Here is a 20,852-nt window from a genome sequence, read left to right on the forward strand (position 1 = left end):
GCCGCGAAGTCCGGATCATAGCACCGGGCATAGGGCTTAACCACGCAGCAAGTGTGTGGTTAAACCTTCGCCAGCGGCTCTGGCAGGCCTATCCCGTCTGACCCTGTGTTGTTCAAATTCCGCTCACCAATTGTGCCGCCATGCCGAACATCATCAGCGCCACTGCCAGGTCCAGCAGGCGCCAGGTGGTCGGTCGCGCTAGCCAGGGGGCGAGCCAGGCGGCACCAAGGGCGAGGGCGAAGAACCACACCAGCGACGCACTCGCCGCACCCAGGGCGTAGGCGCCAGGGACCGTCTGCTGGGCGCCGAGGGAGCCGATCAGCAGCACGGTATCGAGGTAGACGTGTGGGTTGAGCAGGGTCACCGCCAGGGCCGCCAGCAACACCGCACGACGCGAGCGCGGCCCGGTTTCAGCGGATTGGTCGAGGATGCCGGGCTTCACTGCGCGACGCAGCGCCTGAACGCCGTACCAGAGCAGGAAGGCCACGCCACCCCAGCGGGCGATGGCCAGCAGCATCGGGTTCTGCGCCAGCAAGGTGGCCAGGCCGAAGACGCCGGCACTGACCAGCAGCGCATCGCACAGCACGCAGAGGGCGGCTACGGGCAGGTGGTGTTCGCGGCGCAGGCTCTGGGCGAGGACAAAGGCGTTCTGCGCGCCAATAGCAATGATCAGGCCCGCAGCCACGAGTATTCCGTTCAGATAGCTCTGCCACATGTTGCTCACTCCACTTGGGCGTTGGCCGCCAGGGCCCGCAAGGTTGAGAGGGCGCGTTCGGCGTCGGCGCTGGCGACGAACAGGTGGTCGTGGAAGTAGCCGGCCACCACGTTGCAACTGATGCCGGCCTGGGCCAGGGCACCGGCGAAGGCCGCAGTCAGGCCCACTGCGCTCAGGGATGAATGCACCTCGAGGGTGATCCAGGCCGCGCTGTAGTCGTAGGCCAGGCCCAGGCGATCGGCTTCGCTGCGTTCCAGGATCACGGTGAGTCCTTCGCGCTCGCGGAAGCTGCCCAGCGGCAGGCTGCCTTGCAGGCGGGCAGCGTCTTCGAGGGTGCAGAACACGTACTGGCCAGGGTTGAGTTGCGGCGACATGTTGCGGATCAGAATGGAGAGTGCGGTTTCGCCGGCCATGGTGCTTCCTTTGATACGACGGGTTGGGATGTGGCGAGTCTGGGGCGCGACGATGTATAAGGAAAACGAATCTTGCTGATCTCTCATTAGGAAAAATGATTTGTTCGACTACAAGTTGCTGTCCGCCCTGGCGGCCGTGGTAGAGCAGGGCGGTTTCGAGCGCGCGGCCCAGTTGCTCGGCCTGTCGCAGTCGGCGATTTCGCAGCGGATCAAGCTGCTGGAAGCACGGGTCGGCCAGCCGGTGCTGGTGCGCGCCACTCCACCGGCGCCGACCGAGGTGGGCACCCGTCTGCTCAACCATGTCCAGCAGGTGCGTCTGCTGGAGCGTGACTTGCAACGTCAGGTGCCGGCCCTGGAAGAGGGCGGCATGCCGGAGCGGCTGCGCATTGCCCTCAACGCGGACAGCCTGGCCACCTGGTGGGCCGCCGCGGTGGGGGACTTCTGTGCCGAGCAGCGGGTGCTGATGGAGTTGGTGGTGGAGGACCAGGAAGTGGGCTTGAAGCGCATGCGCGCCGGCGAAGTCGCGGCCTGTGTCTGCGCGGCGGAACGCCCGGTGGCTGGCGCCCGCAGTCTGCTCCTCGGCGCCATGCGTTATCGCGCCCTGGCCAGTCCGGCCTTCATCGAGCGGCATTTTCCCAAGGGGGTGACGCCTCAAGCACTTGCCCGCTCACCGGCCATCGTTTTCGGCCCGGATGACCTCCTGCAGCATCGCTACCTGGCGATGCTTGGCGTCGAGGGGGGGTTCGTCCATCACCTGTGCCCCTCGTCGGAAGGCTTCGTACGCCTGACCGAAGGCGGCCTCGGCTGGGGGCTGGTGCCTGAGCAGCAGGTTGGCGCACAGTTGGTGCGGGGTGAACTCCAGGAGCTGATCCCGGACCGCCCCATCGACGTACCGCTCTATTGGCATCACTGGCGCCACGGCGGTGAGTTGCTCGGCTTGCTCACCGACCACCTGGCCGCAGCTGCCCGCCACTGGCTGGTGCCTTTGGCACGCTGAGGCCAGCGCACCCGATGCCCATCGCGGTCACTGAACGTCAGTTGATGCGAATCGGCCCCGAGCCCGGCAGCTGTTCCACACAGCGCTCACCGAAAAGTCGTGAGGGGGTGAAGTAGCCGCCTTCGCCCTGGTAATCCAGCATCTGGCGCACCGCGTGCAGCACACCGTGTACTGTGACCTGGTAACCGTTGGCGGTTTCCAGGTGGGCGGTACGACGTTCTCCAGCGGCGTTTCGGACCTCACCCCAGACCCAGGTGGGCCTGTGTAGGCGGGTGGCCTCGTCCGGCCCCCTGACGTTGCGAGTTACCAGTCCCTTCAACGTGCGCTGTATCCAGTCGCCGGCCAGCAGACCGCGCAGCGGATCGCTCAGGCGCATGCCCAGCGCCAGCGCAGCGGGCGCCGGTAGATAAACCTCGATGTTGGGAATGCCGGTGGAATAGAAGGCCGTGGCCACATCGCCCCAGGGGATGGTCATGGCAGATTTCGTTCCGCGCCCGAAGTCGATCTCGCGGCGACGATGGCCCAGGGGCACCGGGCGCAGGCGGCCGTTCTCGCGTACTTGGCCGCCCAGGATCAGACCTTCGATGCTGGTCTTGGCGGTGCCGGGCGACAGTCCACTGTCGCTGTCGAAGCCCAGGGCCAGGTGAGTGGCATCCGGCAGAGCGGCCTTGAGGCAGGCGGCGACGCAGTCGGTGGGGATGACGTCGAACCCCACGCCGGGACAGATCACGGTGCCAGCCTTGTGCGCAGCCGCATCCTGGGCATGGGCGAAGGCGAACACGGTGATTTCGCCGGTGATATCCAGGTAATGGGTGCCGCTGGCGAGGCAGGCCTGGATCATCGGCGTGCTGGTGGCGGAGAAGGGGCCGGCGCAATGGGCGACCACGGAGACGCCTTCCAGGCGTTCTGCCGCGTGTTTGGGATCGCTCAGGTCGAAGACGCGAGTCGGCAGGCCGAGGCGACTGCCCAGGGCTTCCAGTCGGGCTGGGTCACGGCCGGCGAGGATCGGCACCATCCCTTGCCGCAGGGCTTCCTCGGCCACCAGTTGCCCGGTGTAGCCGTAGGCGCCATAGATCATCCAGGTATGCGTGCTCACTAAGCGGTTCCTCGGCGGTGGTGTCGCAGACAAAGGTAGCCCACGGCACCGACACGGGCGGGAACGATGGCAGGGGTTAGCGTTCAGAGTCGTTCTATTGGCTCGCGACGCCACACCTGGCCGGCACCAGGGCTGCTAGAGTCGCGGGCATCACAAGGTGTACCAAGGGGCCATTGATGAAAATTCTGGTAACGGGGGCGAGTGGGTTCATTGGAGGGCGTTTTGCGCGTTTCGCCCTGGAGCAGGGGCTCGACGTGCGGGTGAACGGCCGCCGTCCGGAAGGCGTGGAGCATCTGGTCAAGCGCGGTGCCGAGTTCGTCCAGGGCGATCTGTCCGACCCCGAACTGGTGTTGCGGCTCTGCCACGATGTGGAAGCCGTGGTGCATTGCGCTGGTGCCGTAGGGGTCTGGGGCAAGTACGAACACTTTCACCAGGCCAACGTCCAGGTCACCGAGAACGTGGTGGAAGCCTGCTTGAAACAGCAGGTGCGGCGCCTGGTGCACCTGTCTTCGCCCTCGGTCTACTTCGATGGCCGCTCCCACGTGGGCATCCGCGAAGAGCAGGTGCCCAAGCGCTTCTCCGATCACTACGGTGCCACTAAGTACCTCGCTGAACAGAAGATCTTCGCCGCCGAAGAGTTTGGCCTTGAGGTCATCGCTTTCCGGCCACGCTTCGTCACCGGTGCCGGGGATACCAGCATCTTCCCGCGACTGATTGCCATGCAGCGCAAGGGGCGTCTGAAGATCATCGGAAATGGCCTGAACAAGGTCGATTTCACCAGCATGCAGAACCTCAACGACGCCCTGTTCAGTGGCCTGTTGGCTACCGGACCAGCGCTGGGACAGGTCTACAACATCAGCAATGGCCAGCCGGTGCCGATCTGGGATGTGATCAACTATGTGTTCCGCAAGTTGGGCGTTCCCCAGGTGACTCGCCATGTTCCCTATGGCCTGGCCTACAGCGCCGCGTTGCTCAACGAATCGGTCTGCAAGGTGTTGCCCGGACGCCCGGAGCCTTCCCTCTACCGTTTGGCCGTGGCGGTGATGGCCAAGGATTTCTCCCTGGATATCAGCCGCGCACGGCAGTACCTGGAGTACGACCCGCAAGTGAGCATATGGACGGCACTGGATGAGTTCTGCGCCTGGTGGGGCGCACAACAACCCTAGCCGCGCAGTGGCCCGGCGTACTGGGTGTACTTGCGGATCAGTTCCTCTTCGCTGAGGATCGCCGGCTTCAGACGCACGCCGGTCAGGCTGCTGAGGTGCTCGCCCAGCTCGCGGGTCGTAGCGCGCTGCGAGTCGGCGCAGGCGTTGAGCATGGACAGGATGGCATCGGGCTGGCTGAGGCGAATATCCACAGCCTGTTCTTCACGAAGCTGGCGCCGCAGGGTCTGCATGCAATCCAGCACAGCCTTGGTCAGTTCCACTCCTTCTTCCCCCCATGGTCGAAGCGTGCTCCGTCCCTTCATCCTGAAGCGCGTGGAGCCTACTGGAGCCGTTGACTCCGTCGGGCGCTTTCCTGGCATCGCCCCGTGCCGGGGCTGGCAACTGGCTAGCAAGCCCCGTACCAAGCCGTAAACCCCGGAACTGCTGGACCTGCGCGCGGTCAATGGAGGGCCGCTGCCCCTGTGCGGTGCAACTCGCACCGCAGTGGCGCGACGCTGAAGTGCGCCGTGCGAACCGGTATACTTCCGGTCATTCGCGGTTCTGCGTTTCTCTCCAAAGGTCCCCCCATGCGTAATGACGCTCTCGACGAAGTGGATGATGTTCCCAGCCTGACCACCGACGCCCGTGATCGTGACGAGTTCGGCCATCACCCGGCGGCCGAGCCGGTGCATCGCAATAACACCATTGGCTATGCCACCGCTGCCCCCAAGGCCAAAGGCGCCAGCACCGGTCCACTCTGGGCTCTGGTGGTCGCCCTGGTAGTAGCCCTCGGCGGTCTGGGCTGGTGGAGCTTCCAGCAGATCAGCCTGATGGAGCAGCAACTGGTTGCCACCCAGGAAAGCTTTGCCCGCATCAGTGAAGAGGCAGCCGGCCGTATCCAGGACATTTCCGGCAAGGTGGTGGCCACTGAGTCCAGCGTCACCAGCGGCAGCGAATCGCTGAAGCTGCAGATCAAGCAACTGCAGGCCAAGGTGGTCGAGTTGTCCAAGCAGCAGCAATCCACCAATGCCCAATTGGGTAGCCAGGGCAAGCGCGTCGATCAGCTGTCGGCCGACGTCAAGTCCGCCCAGGGTGCTGTCACTCAGCTGGGGAGCCAGTTGGGCAGCAAGGTCGATGGCCTGGCCGCCGAGCAGAGCAAGCTGAAGGCCGCCCAGGGCGAGATCGCCCAGCTCGATAGCCGCCTGAAGGGGTTGGGCAGTGATGTCGAGGCGCTGAAGAAACAGGGCAACCCGAGCCAGGCGATCAAGAGTCTGGAGCAGGACCTGCTGGTGCTGCGCAGCGAGTTGGACAACCGTCCAGTCCCGTCACAAGGTGCCAGCACCGCCGAGTTCGATGCCTTCCGTGCGCAGATGACGCGGAACATCAGCACCCTGCAGAGCCAGGTGCAGAACCTGCAGCAGCAGATCAACATGCGCTGAGGCGGTTGATTCAACGAAAGCCCCCAGGCTGTAGCGGCCTGGGGGCTTTTTCATTGTGGCATCGACCCACGGTTGTATTCGCTGGTGGGCCGAAGCGCACCCAATTATGAAACTGGGGAGCGGATTTCGTCCGGCTACAGCCGTGGAACGCGGCCGGCGGTTTCAGAAGGTGAAGATGTAGTTCAGGTAAAACCGCTCGGCATTGTGGGTGATGATCCCTGCCGGGCCGCGCGAGGTCGTGGTGCGTTCGATACCGTCCGGCTGGCCCTTGGTGTGAAACTCGTTGTGCAGCCAGACCAGGCTCAAGCCCTTCAAGGTGCCCGTGAAGTTGTATTGCAGCAGGCTCTGGAATTCCCGACGGGAGAACCCATCGTAACCGGCTGCGTGATCGGAAAAGGCATAGTGGACATCCAGCCTGAGTTGCGGAATTCCGATTGCTGAAAAGTTTGTTCCGCCCACCAGTTTGAACATTTCCTCATCTTCCACGCCGAAGAAGTAAAACAACTTGGCGCTGCTGTTCCAGGCGCCGTGATCCTTGCTGAAGAACAAGCGGTCGAAGTCGTCGCCGCGAACTTTGTTGTAGGTCATGCCCGCGTAGTAGTTGGCTGACTTGTACTTGGCGCCGAGATCGATGTAGCGCGCGTCATGGGATGTTTCCGCTTCATAGAGTCCGGGTACGCCCTGGTAGTCGAACAGATCTCCGGCGTCCTGCTGCATGCCGTGGGTGGCGTAGAGGTCGACGAAGCTGCCGGCGCCCAGGTCGATACTGTGTTCCAACTTGAGAGAGGCAGCGCGCAGGTACTGATCGGACTCGGCATACTCAGCCAGTAGCCGGCTGCCGAAGGGGAACTGGTAGCCCAAGGCGAAGAGCTGCAGCCTGTCGATTTTCTCGCCGCGGAAGTTGCTCAGGTCGTCGCCCCAGCCATTCTCGTTGCGGGGGCTGAACTGCTTGATATGGCTGTAGCGCAGGTTCAGGCCGCCTATGCGGTAATCCGCATCGAGGCCTGTGGTGCCGGCGGGGAGGATGCGGGTGGCGTCGTCGAAGTACTGGGCGTAGCGGCGAACCTTCTTGCCTCCGCCCAGCACCAGCTCACCGGCGTCGCCTTTGAGGCGGCCACGCAGGTAGGCTTCGATGGGCTTGGCCAGGCCATGGGGCGATTGCACCGAGTCGTCGGGTTCCAGGTTACTGATGCTGTTGGCCTCGTCGCCGATGCGCAAGTCGTCTGCCAGGCCGTAGCTGTAGTCCACACCCAGTACCTCCTCATACCAGCCGGAGTTGAAGCTGAACTGTGCTCCCTGGACCCATTCATCGCGCGTGGGGCCGACACCTTCGCCATTGTTTTCCTTCCAGTAGAACTGGCTGTAGCGCAGTGAAGTGATGCTGTTATTGATAAAACCATCGGCACTTGCACTTCCTGCCAGCAAGAGCCCGGCAATCCCTGCCAGATACTCGCAGCGAACTTTGCACATCTCATCACCTTTATTCTTGTGTTATGACGAAAAGACCGATTTTCGGGTCGTGGTCTATTGTCGATTCACGCGAGTAAAGGGCAATTCAATTGGGTTCCGCGCTGTGGAATCACAACTTCAAGAGCGAATGGAAAGTTTCCGCCGGAGTTGCTGGCAGTAACTTTCCATCGAGCCGGGTGGGTGAGGTCTCAGTCGAGACTGTGCTGCAACTGGCTGACGGTACTGGCCAGTTTTCCGAGATGACGCTGTTGCACGCTCTCGACGCTGCCGGTATCCCGTGGCCAGTGCAAGGCGATGCTTCCCACCAGGCGGCCCTGGCTGAGTATTGGCAGCGCCACGGCGCGGATCAGGAAGGGCAGGCGTATCGAATATTCCCATGAGCCTTCGGTGCGCTCGCCAAAGCCCCGGTTGTGGGTCTGTTCGTGGGCCCGCAGCAGATCGTCACCGCTGATCCGATGATGTTGCGCCAGGCGCTGCACCTCGGAGCTGTCCAGCTCGCCAAGGCAAGCCCTGCCCATGGCCGAATGAAACAGGCTGGCGCGCAGCCCGATGACCAGGCGATTGCCCGGATATCGCTTGCGCAGCACCTCTGGGATGGAGCTTTCCATCACATGCAGTTCGTCGCCGTCGAAGTACGACAGGTCGGCCACCAGCCCGGTGCTCTCGCTGAGGTCCAGCAGCAGTGGCGCGGCCTGCTCGACGAGGAGCCGGCTGAACCGCTGGGTGGGATCGCCGAACAGACGTCGGGAGCACAGGCGATAGCGACGGTCGCACAGGCCCCGATAGAGCCAGCCTTGCTCCTGCAGGGTATGCAGCAAGCGCGAGACGGTCGCCTTGGGCAGTCCCGTGAGGTAGTGCAATTCTTCCAACCCCAGTTCCTGGTGTTCGCCCAATAGCTCGACTATCGCCAGCGCCCGCTCCACTGACCTGACCGTGCCGCCATCGTCTTTACCCTGTGTTTCCGCCACCTGCCGCGCCTCCCGGATGTGCGTTCCGAAAACGCTGCAAGATCGGGACCCGAAGGCGCCGGAGATGCCGCCCATTGGCTTAATCAGCCTCTTTGAGCAACGGCGGTGGGCAATTGCGCACCCAGTGGGTGAGCTGCTCATGGGCATGGGCCAGCTGCAACACCGCCAGGTCGGCCTGGGCCGGGCCCATGATCTGCAGGCCCATGGGCAGGCCGGCCGGGTTGAAACCAACCGGTACGCTCATGGCCGGAATGCCCGCCAGGGTGGCGCCGATCACCACTTCCATCCAGCGGTGGTACGTGTCCATCTCTCGGCCGGCGATGGCCTTGGGCCAGTGCAGCGTTGCATCGAAAGGAAACACCTGCGCACTAGGGAGCAGCAGGAAGTCGTAACGCTCGAAGAGCTTTTCCACCGCACGGTACCAGTCGCTGCGGACCAGGGAGGCCTGATAGACGTCCGCTGCGCTGAGGCTCAGGCCGCTTTCCACTTCCCAGATCGCTTCGGGTTTGAGCAGGGCGCGTTTGGTCGGGTCGGCATGGGCCTTGGCCAGGCTGCCGGCCACCAGCCACTGGCGGTGTACCAGCCAGCAGTTCCACAGGCGTTCCAGGTCGAACTCGGGCTGGCAGTCTTCGACTTGGCAACCGAGTTCGCGGAAATCCGCCAGGGCGCTTTCGCACAAGGCCAACAGGCCGGCTTCCATGGGCAGACGGCCGCACAGGTCGCCGAGCCAACCGATGCGTGCCCCAGTGAAGTCGCGCTGCAGCGGGCCGATCAGGTCCGCCGTGCTCGACAAGGCCAGCGGCGCGGCACGATGGGGGCCGGCCTGGGTGCGCAGCAACGCCGCCACATCGGCCACGCTACGGCCCATGGGACCTTCGGTGGCCAGTTGCTGGGCGAACAGTTCAGGTGTGGGGCCGAAGGGCACACGACCTTGCGACGGACGCAGGCCATAGACGTTGTTGAAGGCCGCCGGATTGCGCAGCGAGCCCATCATGTCGCTGCCGTCGGCCACCGGCAGCAGGCGCAGCGCCAGGGCCGCCGCTGCACCACCGCTGCTGCCGCCGGCGCAGAGACTGGGGGCGTAGGCATTGCCGGTCGTGCCGAAGACGCTGTTGTAGCTCTGCGAGCCGAGGCCGAATTCCGGGACGTTGCTCTTGCCGATGAAGATCGCGCCTGCCGCCCGTACTCGCTCGACGGCGATGGCGTCGTGTTGGGCAACCTGCCCGGCGAACAGCGGCGAGCCCATGCTGGTGGGTAAACCGGCACAGGCGGCGAGGTCTTTCACCGCCTGGGGCATGCCGTGCATCCAGCCCAGCCATTGGCCGCGGGCCAGTTGGCGGTCGCGTTCGTCGGCCTCGGCCAGCAGCTCCTCTGCCGGACGCAGCGAAACCAGTGCGTTGACCCTGGGATTGTAGCGGTCGATCTGCTCCAGGTAGGCCTGCATGACTTCACGGCAGGACAGTTGTCGCGAGCGAATGGCCTCCGACAATGGCAGGGCGTCCAGCGCGACGATTTCCTGCTGCAGCGTGGTGTGGGGGAGGTTGGTTTCGAAACGAGTCATTCACAGGCTCCGGGCAGTGGCGAGCAGGTCGCGGCGTTGGCGACGCTCCAGGGCGGCGGGGGCGCCTTCGCGCAGATAGCAGGTGGCGATGAGGCCGACGAATGAGGCGAAGAGCACGTAGTAGGCAGGAGCCACCGGCGTGCCGCCCACCTGGGTCAGCCAGGTGACAATGAACGGGGCGAAGCCGCCGAACAACATGACGGCAACGTTGTAGGCGAACGCCAGGCCGGTGGAGCGCACACGGGTGGGGAACTGCTCGGCCACGGCCGTGGGCGCCGGGCCATAGGACACGCCGATCATCGAGCAGAGCAATAGTTGCATCACCAACAGGCGTTCCAGGCTGGGGGCCTGGGCGACCCAGGAGAACAGCGGGTAGACCAGCAGGAAGAAGGCGAGGGTACCGCCGAACAGTACCGGGCGCCGGCCGATGCGGTCCGACAGGGCACCCGATAGGGGGATGATGATGGTCATCAGTGCCACGGCAAGCATCTGCACCATGAACACCTGGTCCAGCGGCAGGCCCAGTTGCTTGTGGGCGAAGGTGGGCATGTTCACCAGCACCACATAGAAGGCCACGGTACCGCTGATGGTGCCGCCCATGGTCGCCAGTACCGCGCGGCGATGTTCGCGCACTACTCGCAGCAGGCTAAAGGATTCGCCTTTGTGTTCTTCCTGGGCATCGATGAAGGCTTCGGTTTCCTCCATGTGGCGACGCATCCACAGCCCTACCGGGCCGATCAGCAGGCCGAGGATGAACGGAATCCGCCAACCCCAGCTGTCCAGCGCTTCGGGGGAAAGTGTGTGGGTCACCAGGGCGCCCATTCCGGCGCCGGCGAATACCGCCAGGCACTGGCCAAAGAGTTGCCAGGCGCCATAGAGGCCACGGCGGTTGGCAGGTGCGCTTTCCACCAGAAATGCGGTGGCGCTGGCGTACTCGCCGCCGGTGGCGAAGCCCTGGAGCATGCGTGCGATGACGATCAGCAGGGGGGCACCGATGCCAATCGCGGCGTAATCCGGGGCGAAGGCGATCAGGGCGATGGACAGGGTCATCAGCAGGATGATCAGCTGCATGGCTGCCTTGCGTCCCTTCCGGTCGGCATACATCCCCAGCAGCACGCCACCCACCGGGCGCATGAAGAAGCCGACGCCGAAGGTGGCCAGGGCCATCAGCAGCGAGGCGTATTCGCTGTCGGAGGGAAAGAACAGGCGGGCGATGATGCTGGACAGGAAGCCGTAGACGATGAAGTCGTACCACTCGAGCGCGTTGCCAATGACGGCGGCGGTCACCTGGCGGGCGCGCGAGGTTCCGCTTTGGGAAGCGTGCATGGGGAATCTCCGGTATCTGGTGTTGGGCTAGGCGGCAGTGGCAGAAGCCTGGGAAGGCGCGGCGGAGTCCTGGAACCAGGTTTCCGTCAGCGCGGCCCAGTACGCGGCGCCGCGCACCAGGATGTCGTCGTTGAAGTCGTATCCGGGGTTGTGAACCATCGGCCGTCCGGCACCGGTGCCGTTGCCGATGAAGAGGTAGCTGCCGGGGCAGCGCTGGAGCATCCAGGCGAAGTCTTCGCTGCCCATCACGGTGGGGGCTTCGAACACTTGGTCGGCGCCGGCGAGTTCCACGCCTATTTGCCGGGCGAAGGTGGTTTCCGCTGGACTGTTGATCAGCACCGGGTAGGCCGGACGGTGTTCGATGCTGGCGCGGCATCCGAGGCTTTCGGCCTGGCTGTGGATGATCCCTTTCACGCGTTCCAGCACCTGCTCGCGCACCTGGGCGTCGAGGGCCCGCAGGCTGAGGCGCAGCAGCGCCTGCTGTGGAATCACGTTGGCCGCTTCGCCGGCCTGCAGGGCACCGACCGTGACTACCGCGGCCTGCTGCGGATCGACGTTGCGGCCGACCACGGTCTGCAGCGCCATCACGGTGCTGGAGGCGGCTACCAGTGGGTCGACGGAGAGGTGCGGCATGGAACCGTGCCCACCAACGCCTTCGATAACCACTTCCAGCAGGTCCTGGGAGGCCATCAGCGGGCCTGCGTGGAAGCACAGGTGGCCGGCTTCCAGGCCCGGCATGTTGTGCATGCCGAACAGCGCCTCGCAGGGGAAGCGCTCGAGCAGGCCGTCTTCGAGCATGGCTTCGGCGCCACCCTGGCCTTCCTCGGCCGGCTGGAAGATCAGGTTGAGGGTGCCCTGGAAGTTGCGGGTCGCGGCCAGGTAGCGCGCCGCGCCCAGCAGCATGACGGTGTGCCCGTCGTGGCCGCAGGCGTGCATACGCCCCGCGTGACAGCTGCTGTAGGTCAGGCCGGTGTTCTCGACTATGGGCAGGGCGTCCATGTCGGCACGCAGGCCGAGGGTGCGGTTGGAGGCGCCATTGCGCAGCACGCCGACCACACCTGTGCGGCCGATGCCGCTGTGCACCTCGTAGCCCCACTCGGTCAGCAGGCGGGCCACCAGGGCAGCGGTGCGCTGCTCTTCGAAGCCGAGTTCAGGGTGGGCGTGGATGTCCTGGCGCAGCGCTTTCAAGTCGGCGTCTACGTCATCGAGCCAGGCCTGGATATGTGCGTAACGGGTCATTGTTCTTGTTCTCCTCGTTGGGGCGGCTACCGCCTTTCGCGGCTGGCTCTCAGCTAACCGCGAGGATGAATTGAGAACAATCGAAGGTGGTTCCACAGGGTGGAACAGGGGGAATCTGCGCGTACCTGGGTAGGTTGCGGCGGGTGGCGTTCCGCTGCAGCGAAGCGAAACCCAACGTTCTGGTCTGCAACGTTGGGTTTCGTTCCTCTGCCCAACCTATGGGATATCTCGCTTCTCCACGTCAGGGCGATAGCTCAACGTGTGCTGTTTGCCTCGGACATGAGTCGACAACCCTGGTGCGGGCTGACCCATGTGGCAGTGCTGCTGCGTCCGAGGCCGCTGGCGGTCACACGCTTGTGTTCGGCATCGTCGATAAATCCGCTGGTGGGTACGTACTGCTTCACATAGCCCTGGCAGTAGTCGGCGTCGTTGCCCATCACGTAGCGGCAGGAGCAGTACTCCTTGGCGGTGTAGGCGCTGATGATGTCGGGGAAGGCGGCCAGGTGTGCGCGGTTCTGCCAGGCCAGCGCGGCCAGCAGAATCAGCGCCAGGGTCAGCAGGCTGAGGATAGGGCGACGGGCAATCATGGTTGCACCTGTGTGGCGAAGGCGGCCAGTGCCAGCTTGAGGAAGTCGTTGTGGCGGTAGCTGCCGTCGCGGTCATCGGCGTAGCGCACGATCACCAGTTTCTGGCTGGGTAGCACGTAGAGCGCCTGGCCCCAGTGGCCGAGGGCGGCAAAGGTATCTTCCGGGGCATCGGGCCAGGGTTTGGCGGCGCCTTCGAGCTGGGCGTTGAGCCACCAGTGGCCGCCGGGCACGGCCTCTCCGGGCTTGTCCGGGTCCGGCCGGTAGTCGGCGAAGGGTTTGCGGTTGAAGGCGACCCAGTCCACCGGCAGCAATTGGCGCTCGCCCCAGCGGCCGCCGCGCTGCATCAACAAACCTACGCGGGCCAGATCGCGGGCGGTCAGGTAGCTGTAGGAGGAGCCGACGTAGGTGCCGGCGGCATCGGTTTCCCAGACTGCCGAGCGAATGCCCAGGGGCTCGAACAGCGCAGTCCAGGGGTACTCCGCGTAGGCCTGCTCGCCGACCATGCCGCGCAGCGCGGCGGAGAGTACGTTGGTGTCGCCGCTGGAGTAGCGGAAGCGCTTGCCGGGTACGGCATCCAGTGGGTGATCGGCGGTGAAGGCAGCCATGTCGTCACGGCCGCGAGTGTAGAGCATGGCCACCACCGAGGACTTCAGCGGTGCGTATTCGTAGTCCTCCTGCCAGGCGAGACCTGAGGCCCAGTGCAGCAGGTGGTCGATGTGGACATTGGGGTGGTTGGCGAAGGCCGGGTAGTAGCGCGCTACCGGTTCGTCCAGCTTGAAGCGGCCCTCGCCATAGGCGACCCCAAGGACGCTGGCCAGCAGGCTCTTGCTCACCGACCAGGTGAGGTGCGGAGTCTCGGCGCGGGTTGGGCCGGCATAGTGTTCGTAGATGAGTTCGCCGTCGCGGATGACGACCACGGCATCGCTGCGCACACCTGTGCGACCCTGATCGTCACGGTTGGGAAAGGCGTAGGTCTCGAAGGCCTGCACGGCGGCGCCGCTGGGTGCGTGGCCTTGCTGCCAGTCGGCGGTGGGCCAGGTTTCGGCCTGGGCCAGACTGGCGCAAAAACCGAGTGCCAGGCCCAGCTGGCGTACGAAGGGGACGGGCATCGAAGGGCCTCTTCTGGTTATGAAAAGGCGCAACCTAGCATGGGGTTCATGACGGCAAAAAGCGCCGAACGCGCCGACTAATGCGGCTACCCGGCGTGATAGGTCAGTTCAGCGGGGTAACCGGTATTCATCTGGCCCCATCAGGTCGATGCCGCACTCCAGGTTCTCGATCCAGTACAGAAAGGCGCTGATCATCTCGCGGCCGACAAAGGGCCGGCCATGCTGCGGCACGATCATCTCCACGTCCATGCCACGCACCATCTCGGCCCAGAGCCGGCAGATCTTGTTGCTGGCCATGTAACGGCGGTGGAAGCCTTCCATGTTCGGTACGTGGTTGATGAAGTCACGCACCGGCGTGGCGTCATCCACCAGGGAGGCGCCCATGTCGCCCGAGAAGAGGATGCGGCTGATTGGGTCGTAGAGCTGGAAGTTGCCCACCGAGTGGAGGAAGTGAGCCGGCACGGCTTTCAACTGGCAGCGACCGAGATTGATGGACTGGCCTCGGTCGGGCAGGGCGATGATGCGGTCGTAGGTGGAGATGCCGTGGCTGATGGCCAGGTAGTTGGCGGTCAGGTGGGGCAGGAAGCGCGCCCAGAGCTTGGAGCAGATTACCCGCGCACGGGTGTGCAGCAGCCACTTGTCCAGGGAGGCGATGATGTCCGGGTCTTGGTGGGAGGCGAAGATGTAGGTCAGGTCCTGCACCGGCATGTGCTTGGACAGTTCAAGCGACAGCGGGGTGTAGGTCAGGTCGCCGCCCGGGTCCAGCAGCAGGTATTGCTCGTGGTCGGTGATCAGGAACTGGTTGGACTGCACGCCGTCGCCGCTGACCAGATCGTCGAACATCAGGCATTGATGGGTGCCGTTATCGAACAGCACGATGGGGTCGCGACGCATGTAAACCTCGGTAGGAAAAGCGACGCGCAGATGTAAGGCATTTCTGAAGGTCGAGTCCTGACCTGGATCAAGACGCGATTGTGAGAGGCCGAATGAGGTGCGGGCGCGAATGAATGCGCGCCCACGGTTCTTCAGATGCCCAGGGTGGCGAGGGCCTTCTCCAGCCGTTTGGCTCGTGGCCCGCTGGCGATATCCAGTACGCCCTGGTCGCGCTGCCAAAGCGTGGCCCAGTCCGTAGGGCCGTTGGCGAAGGCGGCATCCAGCTCTGGTTTGAGTGCCTTGAACTCGACGAAGAGCGCGGCCAGCAGCAGGTGCATGGCCGGAGTCGTGGCGCAGTGTCGGGAGACTTCCGCGGCGCCTGTGAGCAAGCCCAGCAAACGCAGTTGCAGGGCTTGGGGCCAGGCACTGTCGCGGCCAATGCCGTAGAGCCAGGCGACCAGCGCGGCGAGGACGTGGAGATCCTCGATGCTGCGGAAGGGTTTCACGTAGGCATCCCAGCCATCGCCCGCCAGACGCTCGCAGTGGGCGGCTTCCAGGTGCAGGCGCGCATGGGGGATGTCAGGCATCAGCGGCAGCGGCTTGAGTTGTTCGACGCGCACACCGGGAGCACCGTTGCGCACCACCACCAGGGCCAGGCGGGGCGACTCGCCCTCGGCTTCTTCACGGGCCGCTACCAGCAGCCAGTCGGCGGCGTCGCCCGCGGTGACGAAATCCTTGCGGCCGCTGAGGCTGAGGCCGTTCAGGCGGGTCTGCATGTCCGCCGGGCGCACGCTGCGGTTCTCGGTCACGCACAAGGCACCCAGACTTAGCGGCGCCGAAGGCCAGAGCAGGCGCAGGGCGCCCTGGTAACCGGCGAGGAAGGCCAGCCCCGGGGTGGGGGCCAGCTTGCCGCCGAGCACCGCCAGTTCGAAGGGCGTGACCTCGCCCAGACAGTCCAGCAGGGTGCCGTACCAGTCATCAAGGCGTTGGTCGGACGGCAGGCGGGCAGAGGCTTCGAGCAGGCGTTGCCAGGGCATTGGAGAACTCCTTGGGGGCTGTCATACAAGCATCACGCGACCGTCATGGTGGTGACACCGGGTCTACCTAGCCTGAGCTTGCACAACAAGATCGTCCGGCTGCAACCGGGATCGAGCCGGCCTACGGAGGCTTATTCATGACCCAGATCGCCATGACCCGCGACAGTGTCGCACCCAACGGGAAAAGCCCTCGCCGCCTGCAGGCCGAGCGCCTGGAAGGCATCGCTGCGCTGCGTGAGGCACAGGCCCTGCGTTTTCGCGTGTTCAGCGCCGAGTTCGACGCCAAGCTGCAAGGTGCCGAGTTCGGTCTCGACATGGATGACTACGATCCGCACTGCGAGCACATCGGCGTACGCGATCTGGACAGCGGCGAGCTGGTCGCCACCACCCGGCTGCTCGATCACCAGGCCGCCCGCGACCTGGGCCGCTTCTACAGCGAAGAAGAATTCAGCCTCCATGGGCTCGGCGAATTACAGGGCCCAGTGCTGGAAATCGGCCGTACCTGCGTCGACCCGGCTTACCGCAATGGCGCGACCATCGCCGTGCTCTGGGGTGAACTGGCCGAGGTGCTGAACCAAGGCGGTTACCGCTACCTGATGGGCTGCGCCAGCATTCCGATGCAGGACGGCGGTATCCAGGCCCAGGCCATCATGCAGCGCCTGCGCGAGCGTTACCTGTGCACCGAATACCTGCGCGCCGAGCCGAAGAACCCGCTGCCCATTCTGGAGCTGCCGGGCAACGTGATCACCGAGATGCCGCCGCTGCTCAAGGCATACATGCGCCTAGGTGCGAAGGTCTGCGGCGAGCCGTGCTGGGACCCGGATTTCCAGGTCGCCGACGTGTTCATCCTGCTCAAGCGCGACGAACTCTGCCCGCGCTACGCCCGTCACTTCAAGGCCGCGGTCTGAGGCCAGGCATGCTGAAGTCCGTACGTTTCTACTCGCGTGTCGCCCGCCTGCTGGCGGTGATCGGTCTGGGCCTGGTGCTGGCCGCCTGGGTCAGTGTGCTGGAACGCCTGGGGCGGAGGCAGATGATGGCTACCCGGCAGCGCTTGACCCGCTGGTTCCTCGCTCGCCTGACCGGTGCGCTGCCGTTCCACGTCCGCGTCAGTGGTCGCGCGCCCGAGCGTCCGATGCTGTGGGTCAGCAACCATGTCTCCTGGACCGATATCCCGCTGATTGGCGCCGTGGCGCCGCTGTCCTTCCTGTCCAAGGCCGAGGTTCGCGCCTGGCCGGTGGCCGGCTGGCTGGCACACAAGGCCGGCACCCTGTTCATCCGTCGGGGTTCGGGGGATAGCGGCCTGGTTGGCCAGCAGCTCGCCCGTCACCTCGGCGATGGACGCCATCTGTTGATCTTCCCGGAAGGCACGACCACCGATGGCAGTCTGCTGAAGACGTTCCACAGTCGCTTGTTGACCAGCGCGGTGGAGATGGAAGTGCCGGTGCAGCCGGTTGCCATCCGCTATCTGCGTGACGGCCAGCGCGATGAGATCGCACCTTTCATCGGCGAGGACGATCTGCTTTCGCACCTGGTGCGCCTGCTGCGCAGCGACCGCGCCGAGGTGGAGATCCAGTTGCTCGACCCCATTCCCAGTGAGGGTCTGAGTCGCACGGCGGTCAGTCAAAAAGCGAAGAGCGCCGTGCAACGGGCGCTCTTCGGTGAGGAGGAAGACGAGGCCCTCGCCGCCTGAGTGGTGGTCAGGCCTTGTCCCTGTCCGGCCAGCGAATCGGCGGCACCGTGAGGATGTCGCAGTCCAGCTCGCGCATGGCGGCGTCGGCCACGCTGCCGATCAGGATGCGTTTCATCCCTGTCAGCCCACGCGTGCCCATCACCAGCAGGTCGATGGGTTCACGCTCAAGTACACGACGCAACGCCGTCATCGGCTGGCCTTCTTCGACCAGTCGCTGGTCGATGACGGAGCCCAGTTCTTCCTCGAGCAGAAACCTGTCCAGCGCGGCGGTGGCCCGGAGGCGTTCGTCGGCGGCGTAGTCGCCGGGAATCGCTCCGGCACCAGCACCAGCCGCCAGCATCACGGCGCCTCCCAGCGGGTCGAAGGCATACAGCGCCTTGGCGCCTGCCTTGGGGAGTAGGCCCAGTTCATGGGCGGCGCGCACGGCCTGAGCGGAGGCCGTGGAGCAATCCAGGGCGAGCAGCGGCATCAGGTAGTCGTCCTCGGCGGCCCTGTTCACCAGCAGGATCGGCACATGGCTGGTGCGCACCAGGCGTTCCAGGGTGGTGCCGACGAAGATGTCGCGCAGCGGATTCTTGCGGTGGCTTCCGACCACCAGCAGGTCGATGTCGGCCCAGCGGGTGCAGTCGGAAATGTGCTTGGCTGGGTCGCCCACTTCCACCCAGATTTCTGGGGCGCGACCGCCCAGTTCGGCGAAGAAGTCCAGTTGATCATTGAGGTAGCGGCGCACCTGCTCCACTTCCAGTTCGACACGCAGTTGCGGTTGGTCTTCGTCGACCACATGGAGGATGAACCAGGGGCACTCGAACTGTCGGGCCAGTCGGGCCGCACGCCGCAGGGCGCGGTCGGATCGGTTGGAAAGGTCGGTCGCCAGCATCAGCGCTTTCATCGGGCACCTCCTGAAATGGTTGCTTAGTCCATTCCACTGCAGGTGTAGGAAATTTCCCTTGATACAGGTCAATCGATGATCGGCTGGGTACCCGCGAACTGTTGCAGCAGAGGATAGAACTGACGGAAGTCATCGCTGAGGGGGCGGTACAGCGTTTCCAGTTCGGCCATGGCGCCGTCCAGTGCCTCCGGTCGCGAGATGCGCCGGGACATGCCGGCGATGACCCGTTCCAGGGTTTCGAACTCGCGGTAGCTACCCAGCCAGTCCTGGGCGGCCATGCGCGGCGCGATCAGGGCCAGGCGGCCAGGCAATTGCGGTTCGGCAACCAGTACCTGATAGACGTGGCGGGTGAAGGCATCCAGTGGCTCGGCGGCGAAGAGATTCCAGTCGCGAGCCAGGCAATGATCGAAGAACACGTCCAGCAGGATGCCGGCGAAACGCCGCCGCTCGCTGGGGAAACGCAGCTTGGCCTGGGTGATCAGCGGGTGGCTGTCGGTGAAGGCGTCGATGCGTCGGTGCAGGCGGATAGCCGCTTCGATCTCCGCCGGCCAGCGCCCGGCCAGCGGCCCTTTGACGAAGTCGCCGTAGAGGCTGCCAAGCAGTTGCGCAGGCTGTGAGCCGCCAAGGTGGAGGTGGGCGAGGTAGTTCATCGGCTGAGCTTAACCCGAGGACGGTTCTATCATGACGGTCGATGATGACTATCGTCACAAACGATCTGCGTATCGTTTTTGATCGATATAAAGTTCGTTCCATTCCGATATACGACCGCGGCCATGAACACCTCCATCGACCTCGACGAAATCATCAAGGCACTGGCTCACCCCGTGCGACGCGAGATGCTGCAGTGGCTCAAGGAGCCGGAGAAGTATTTCGACGAGCAGGAACACCAGCCCTTCGAGATCGGCGTCTGCGCCGGTAAGTTCGACCAGCGCTGCGGACTGTCCCAGTCCACCGTGTCGGCTCACCTGGCGACCTTGCAGCGCGCCGGACTGGTGACGAGCCGAAAACTGGGTCAATGGAATTTCTTCAAACGCAACGAAGCCGTCATCGCTGAATTTCTTCGCCAGATGAGCGACGAGCTGTAACTGCAGCACCTGCCAAAACCCGAAAACTTTCCAGGAGCAGGCCCATGCCTACTGCGCTTCTCGTCCTCGCTTTGTCCGCTTTTGCGATAGGCACAACCGAATTCGTCATCATGGGCCTGCTGCCCGAGGTGGCCGCCGACCTTGGCGTGACCATCCCCGGCGCCGGCTGGCTGGTCACCGGCTACGCCCTGGGCGTGGCCATCGGGGCGCCGTTCATGGCGCTGGTCACCGCGAAGCTGCCACGCAAGCGCGCTCTGCTGGTGCTGATGGGCGTGTTCATCATCGGCAACCTGCTCTGCGCCATCGCCGCCAACTACGGCCTGCTGATGCTGGCGCGAGTCGTCACTGCACTTTGCCATGGCGCCTTCTTTGGCATCGGTTCGGTGGTCGCCGCCAGCCTGGTGCCGGCCAATCGCAAGGCCTCTGCGGTGGCCCTGATGTTCACCGGCCTGACCCTCGCCAATGTGCTCGGCGTACCCCTGGGCACTGCCCTCGGCCAAGTCGCCGGCTGGCGCTCCACTTTCTGGGCCGTGACCCTGATCGGCGTTGTAGCGCTGATCGGTCTGTGGCGGGTGCTGCCGCGCCAGCATGACGAGGAAGCCACCGACATCCGTGCCGAATTCGCTGCCCTGCGTGGTGCCGGGCTGTGGCTGGCGCTGTCCACCACCGTGCTGTTCTCTGCCGCGGTGTTCTGCATCTTCACCTACGTAGCGCCGCTGCTTGGCGAGGTGACCGGCGTTTCGCCCCGTGGGGTGACCTGGAGCCTGCTGCTGATCGGCCTTGGCCTGACCCTGGGCAATGTGATCGGTGGCCGCCTGGCCGACTGGAAGCTGGCCCAGACCCTGATGGGCGTGTTCGTCGCCCTGGCCGTCGCTTCCAGTGCCCTGACCTGGACCAGCGCTGCGTTGATCCCCACGGAAATCACCCTGTTCCTCTGGGCCACGGCCGCCTTTGCCGCGGTGCCGGCCCTGCAGGTCAACGTCGTGAATTTCGGCAGTGCTGCGCCGAACCTGGTTTCCACCCTGAACATAGGCGCCTTCAACGTAGGCAATGCCCTCGGCGCCTGGGTCGGAGGCCTGGTCATCAGCCAGGGCTTCGGCCTCACCACCGTCCCCCTGGCCGCTGCCGTGCTGGCGATCCTTGCCCTGATAGCGACCCTGCTCACCTTCAGCAACCGTACCCCCGAGCTGCAAGCGGCTCTCGACTAACCCGA

General features: G+C 64.7%; 22 protein-coding genes. 7 read left to right on the forward strand and 15 right to left on the reverse strand.

From position 1 onward, the window contains the following. Positions 1-112 precede the first annotated feature (112 nt). Both E8F20_RS22895 and E8F20_RS22900 read right to left on the reverse strand, forming a co-directional pair. Entirely contained in the window at positions 113-715 is a 603-nt protein-coding gene (locus E8F20_RS22895; protein ID WP_028628710.1) for a LysE/ArgO family amino acid transporter, read from the reverse strand. Between the two features lie 5 nt (positions 716-720). Further along, positions 721-1,128 (reverse strand): ACT domain-containing protein, encoded by a 408-nt coding sequence (locus E8F20_RS22900; protein WP_280285794.1) that lies wholly within the window; start codon positions 1,126-1,128, stop codon positions 721-723. Positions 1,129-1,228: 100 nt separating this feature from the next. Between E8F20_RS22900 and E8F20_RS22905 the strand changes: the two genes are divergently transcribed. Next, positions 1,229-2,125, forward strand: coding sequence for a LysR family transcriptional regulator ArgP (locus E8F20_RS22905; RefSeq protein ID WP_280285795.1), 897 nt, complete (start codon positions 1,229-1,231; stop codon positions 2,123-2,125). A gap of 37 nt (positions 2,126-2,162) precedes the next feature. Here E8F20_RS22905 and E8F20_RS22910 read toward each other — a convergent pair whose 3' ends face one another. Then, positions 2,163-3,221: a saccharopine dehydrogenase NADP-binding domain-containing protein gene (locus E8F20_RS22910; RefSeq protein ID WP_280285796.1), complete on the reverse strand. Its 1,059-nt coding sequence runs from the start codon at positions 3,219-3,221 to the stop codon at positions 2,163-2,165. 176 nt (positions 3,222-3,397) lie between these two features. On the opposite strand from E8F20_RS22910, the gene E8F20_RS22915 reads away from it, so the two are divergent. After that, a complete protein-coding gene (locus E8F20_RS22915; protein WP_280285797.1) occupies positions 3,398-4,387 on the forward strand; it encodes an NAD-dependent epimerase/dehydratase family protein in 990 nt (329 codons plus the stop codon). Here the strand turns inward: E8F20_RS22915 and E8F20_RS22920 are convergent. Further along, a complete protein-coding gene (locus E8F20_RS22920; protein ID WP_280285798.1) occupies positions 4,384-4,647 on the reverse strand; it encodes a hypothetical protein in 264 nt (87 codons plus the stop codon). The two genes, E8F20_RS22915 and E8F20_RS22920, sit on opposite strands and share 4 nt — an antisense overlap. Before the next feature lie 306 nt (positions 4,648-4,953). Between E8F20_RS22920 and E8F20_RS22925 the strand changes: the two genes are divergently transcribed. Beyond that, a complete protein-coding gene (locus E8F20_RS22925; protein ID WP_280285799.1) occupies positions 4,954-5,805 on the forward strand; it encodes an ATPase in 852 nt (283 codons plus the stop codon). 162 nt (positions 5,806-5,967) lie between these two features. Here E8F20_RS22925 and E8F20_RS22930 read toward each other — a convergent pair whose 3' ends face one another. From E8F20_RS22930 to E8F20_RS22970, 9 genes are all read right to left on the reverse strand, one after another. Then, positions 5,968-7,275: an OprD family outer membrane porin gene (locus tag E8F20_RS22930; protein WP_280285800.1), complete on the reverse strand. Its 1,308-nt coding sequence runs from the start codon at positions 7,273-7,275 to the stop codon at positions 5,968-5,970. 188 nt (positions 7,276-7,463) lie between these two features. Continuing rightward, positions 7,464-8,243 carry an IclR family transcriptional regulator gene (locus E8F20_RS22935; protein ID WP_028628702.1) on the reverse strand — a complete coding sequence of 260 codons (780 nt, stop codon included), beginning with the start codon at positions 8,241-8,243 and terminating at the stop codon, positions 7,464-7,466. Between the two features lie 79 nt (positions 8,244-8,322). After that, positions 8,323-9,804, reverse strand: coding sequence for an amidase (locus tag E8F20_RS22940; RefSeq protein WP_280285801.1), 1,482 nt, complete (start codon positions 9,802-9,804; stop codon positions 8,323-8,325). Beyond that, the gene (locus tag E8F20_RS22945; RefSeq protein ID WP_280285802.1) at positions 9,805-11,130 is read right to left on the reverse strand and encodes a citrate-proton symporter; all 1,326 of its coding nucleotides are present in this window, start codon (positions 11,128-11,130) and stop codon (positions 9,805-9,807) included. It abuts the gene before it with no gap. A gap of 27 nt (positions 11,131-11,157) precedes the next feature. Beyond that, complete coding sequence (locus E8F20_RS22950; RefSeq protein ID WP_280285804.1) at positions 11,158-12,369, reverse strand: M20 aminoacylase family protein; 1,212 nt, start codon at positions 12,367-12,369, stop codon at positions 11,158-11,160. Between the two features lie 254 nt (positions 12,370-12,623). Continuing rightward, positions 12,624-12,956: an amidase gene (locus E8F20_RS22955; protein WP_280285806.1), complete on the reverse strand. Its 333-nt coding sequence runs from the start codon at positions 12,954-12,956 to the stop codon at positions 12,624-12,626. Next, positions 12,953-14,065, reverse strand: a complete 1,113-nt coding sequence (locus E8F20_RS22960) for a serine hydrolase (RefSeq protein ID WP_280285807.1) — start codon at positions 14,063-14,065, stop codon at positions 12,953-12,955. The genes E8F20_RS22955 and E8F20_RS22960 overlap by 4 nt, the downstream gene beginning before the upstream one ends. Positions 14,066-14,173: 108 nt before the next feature. Further along, positions 14,174-14,959 (reverse strand): MBL fold metallo-hydrolase, encoded by a 786-nt coding sequence (locus tag E8F20_RS22965; protein WP_280285808.1) that lies wholly within the window; start codon positions 14,957-14,959, stop codon positions 14,174-14,176. Between the two features lie 131 nt (positions 14,960-15,090). Further along, positions 15,091-15,975, reverse strand: a complete 885-nt coding sequence (locus E8F20_RS22970) for an acyl-CoA dehydrogenase family protein (RefSeq protein ID WP_280285809.1) — start codon at positions 15,973-15,975, stop codon at positions 15,091-15,093. 137 nt (positions 15,976-16,112) lie between these two features. On the opposite strand from E8F20_RS22970, the gene olsB reads away from it, so the two are divergent. Both olsB and E8F20_RS22980 read left to right on the forward strand, forming a co-directional pair. Further along, positions 16,113-16,883, forward strand: coding sequence for an L-ornithine N(alpha)-acyltransferase (gene olsB / locus E8F20_RS22975; RefSeq protein ID WP_028628694.1), 771 nt, complete (start codon positions 16,113-16,115; stop codon positions 16,881-16,883). Between the two features lie 8 nt (positions 16,884-16,891). Then, entirely contained in the window at positions 16,892-17,665 is a 774-nt protein-coding gene (locus E8F20_RS22980; protein ID WP_280285810.1) for a lysophospholipid acyltransferase family protein, read from the forward strand. 7 nt (positions 17,666-17,672) lie between these two features. Here the strand turns inward: E8F20_RS22980 and E8F20_RS22985 are convergent, their stop codons facing one another. Further along, the gene (locus E8F20_RS22985; RefSeq protein WP_280285811.1) at positions 17,673-18,554 is read right to left on the reverse strand and encodes a universal stress protein; all 882 of its coding nucleotides are present in this window, start codon (positions 18,552-18,554) and stop codon (positions 17,673-17,675) included. Positions 18,555-18,622: 68 nt separating this feature from the next. Then, positions 18,623-19,204: an ACP phosphodiesterase gene (locus tag E8F20_RS22990; RefSeq protein WP_280285812.1), complete on the reverse strand. Its 582-nt coding sequence runs from the start codon at positions 19,202-19,204 to the stop codon at positions 18,623-18,625. Positions 19,205-19,327: 123 nt separating this feature from the next. Here E8F20_RS22990 and E8F20_RS22995 point away from each other — a divergent pair, with 123 nt between their 5' ends. Next, complete coding sequence (locus E8F20_RS22995; RefSeq protein ID WP_028628690.1) at positions 19,328-19,639, forward strand: helix-turn-helix transcriptional regulator; 312 nt, start codon at positions 19,328-19,330, stop codon at positions 19,637-19,639. A 44-nt stretch (positions 19,640-19,683) separates the two neighbouring features. After that, positions 19,684-20,847, forward strand: a complete 1,164-nt coding sequence (locus E8F20_RS23000) for an MFS transporter (protein ID WP_280285813.1) — start codon at positions 19,684-19,686, stop codon at positions 20,845-20,847. Positions 20,848-20,852 lie beyond the last annotated feature (5 nt).

Origin of the sequence: Pseudomonas sp. BN415 (genome assembly GCF_029871195.1) — a bacterium.
GTDB lineage: Bacteria > Pseudomonadota > Gammaproteobacteria > Pseudomonadales > Pseudomonadaceae > Metapseudomonas > Metapseudomonas resinovorans.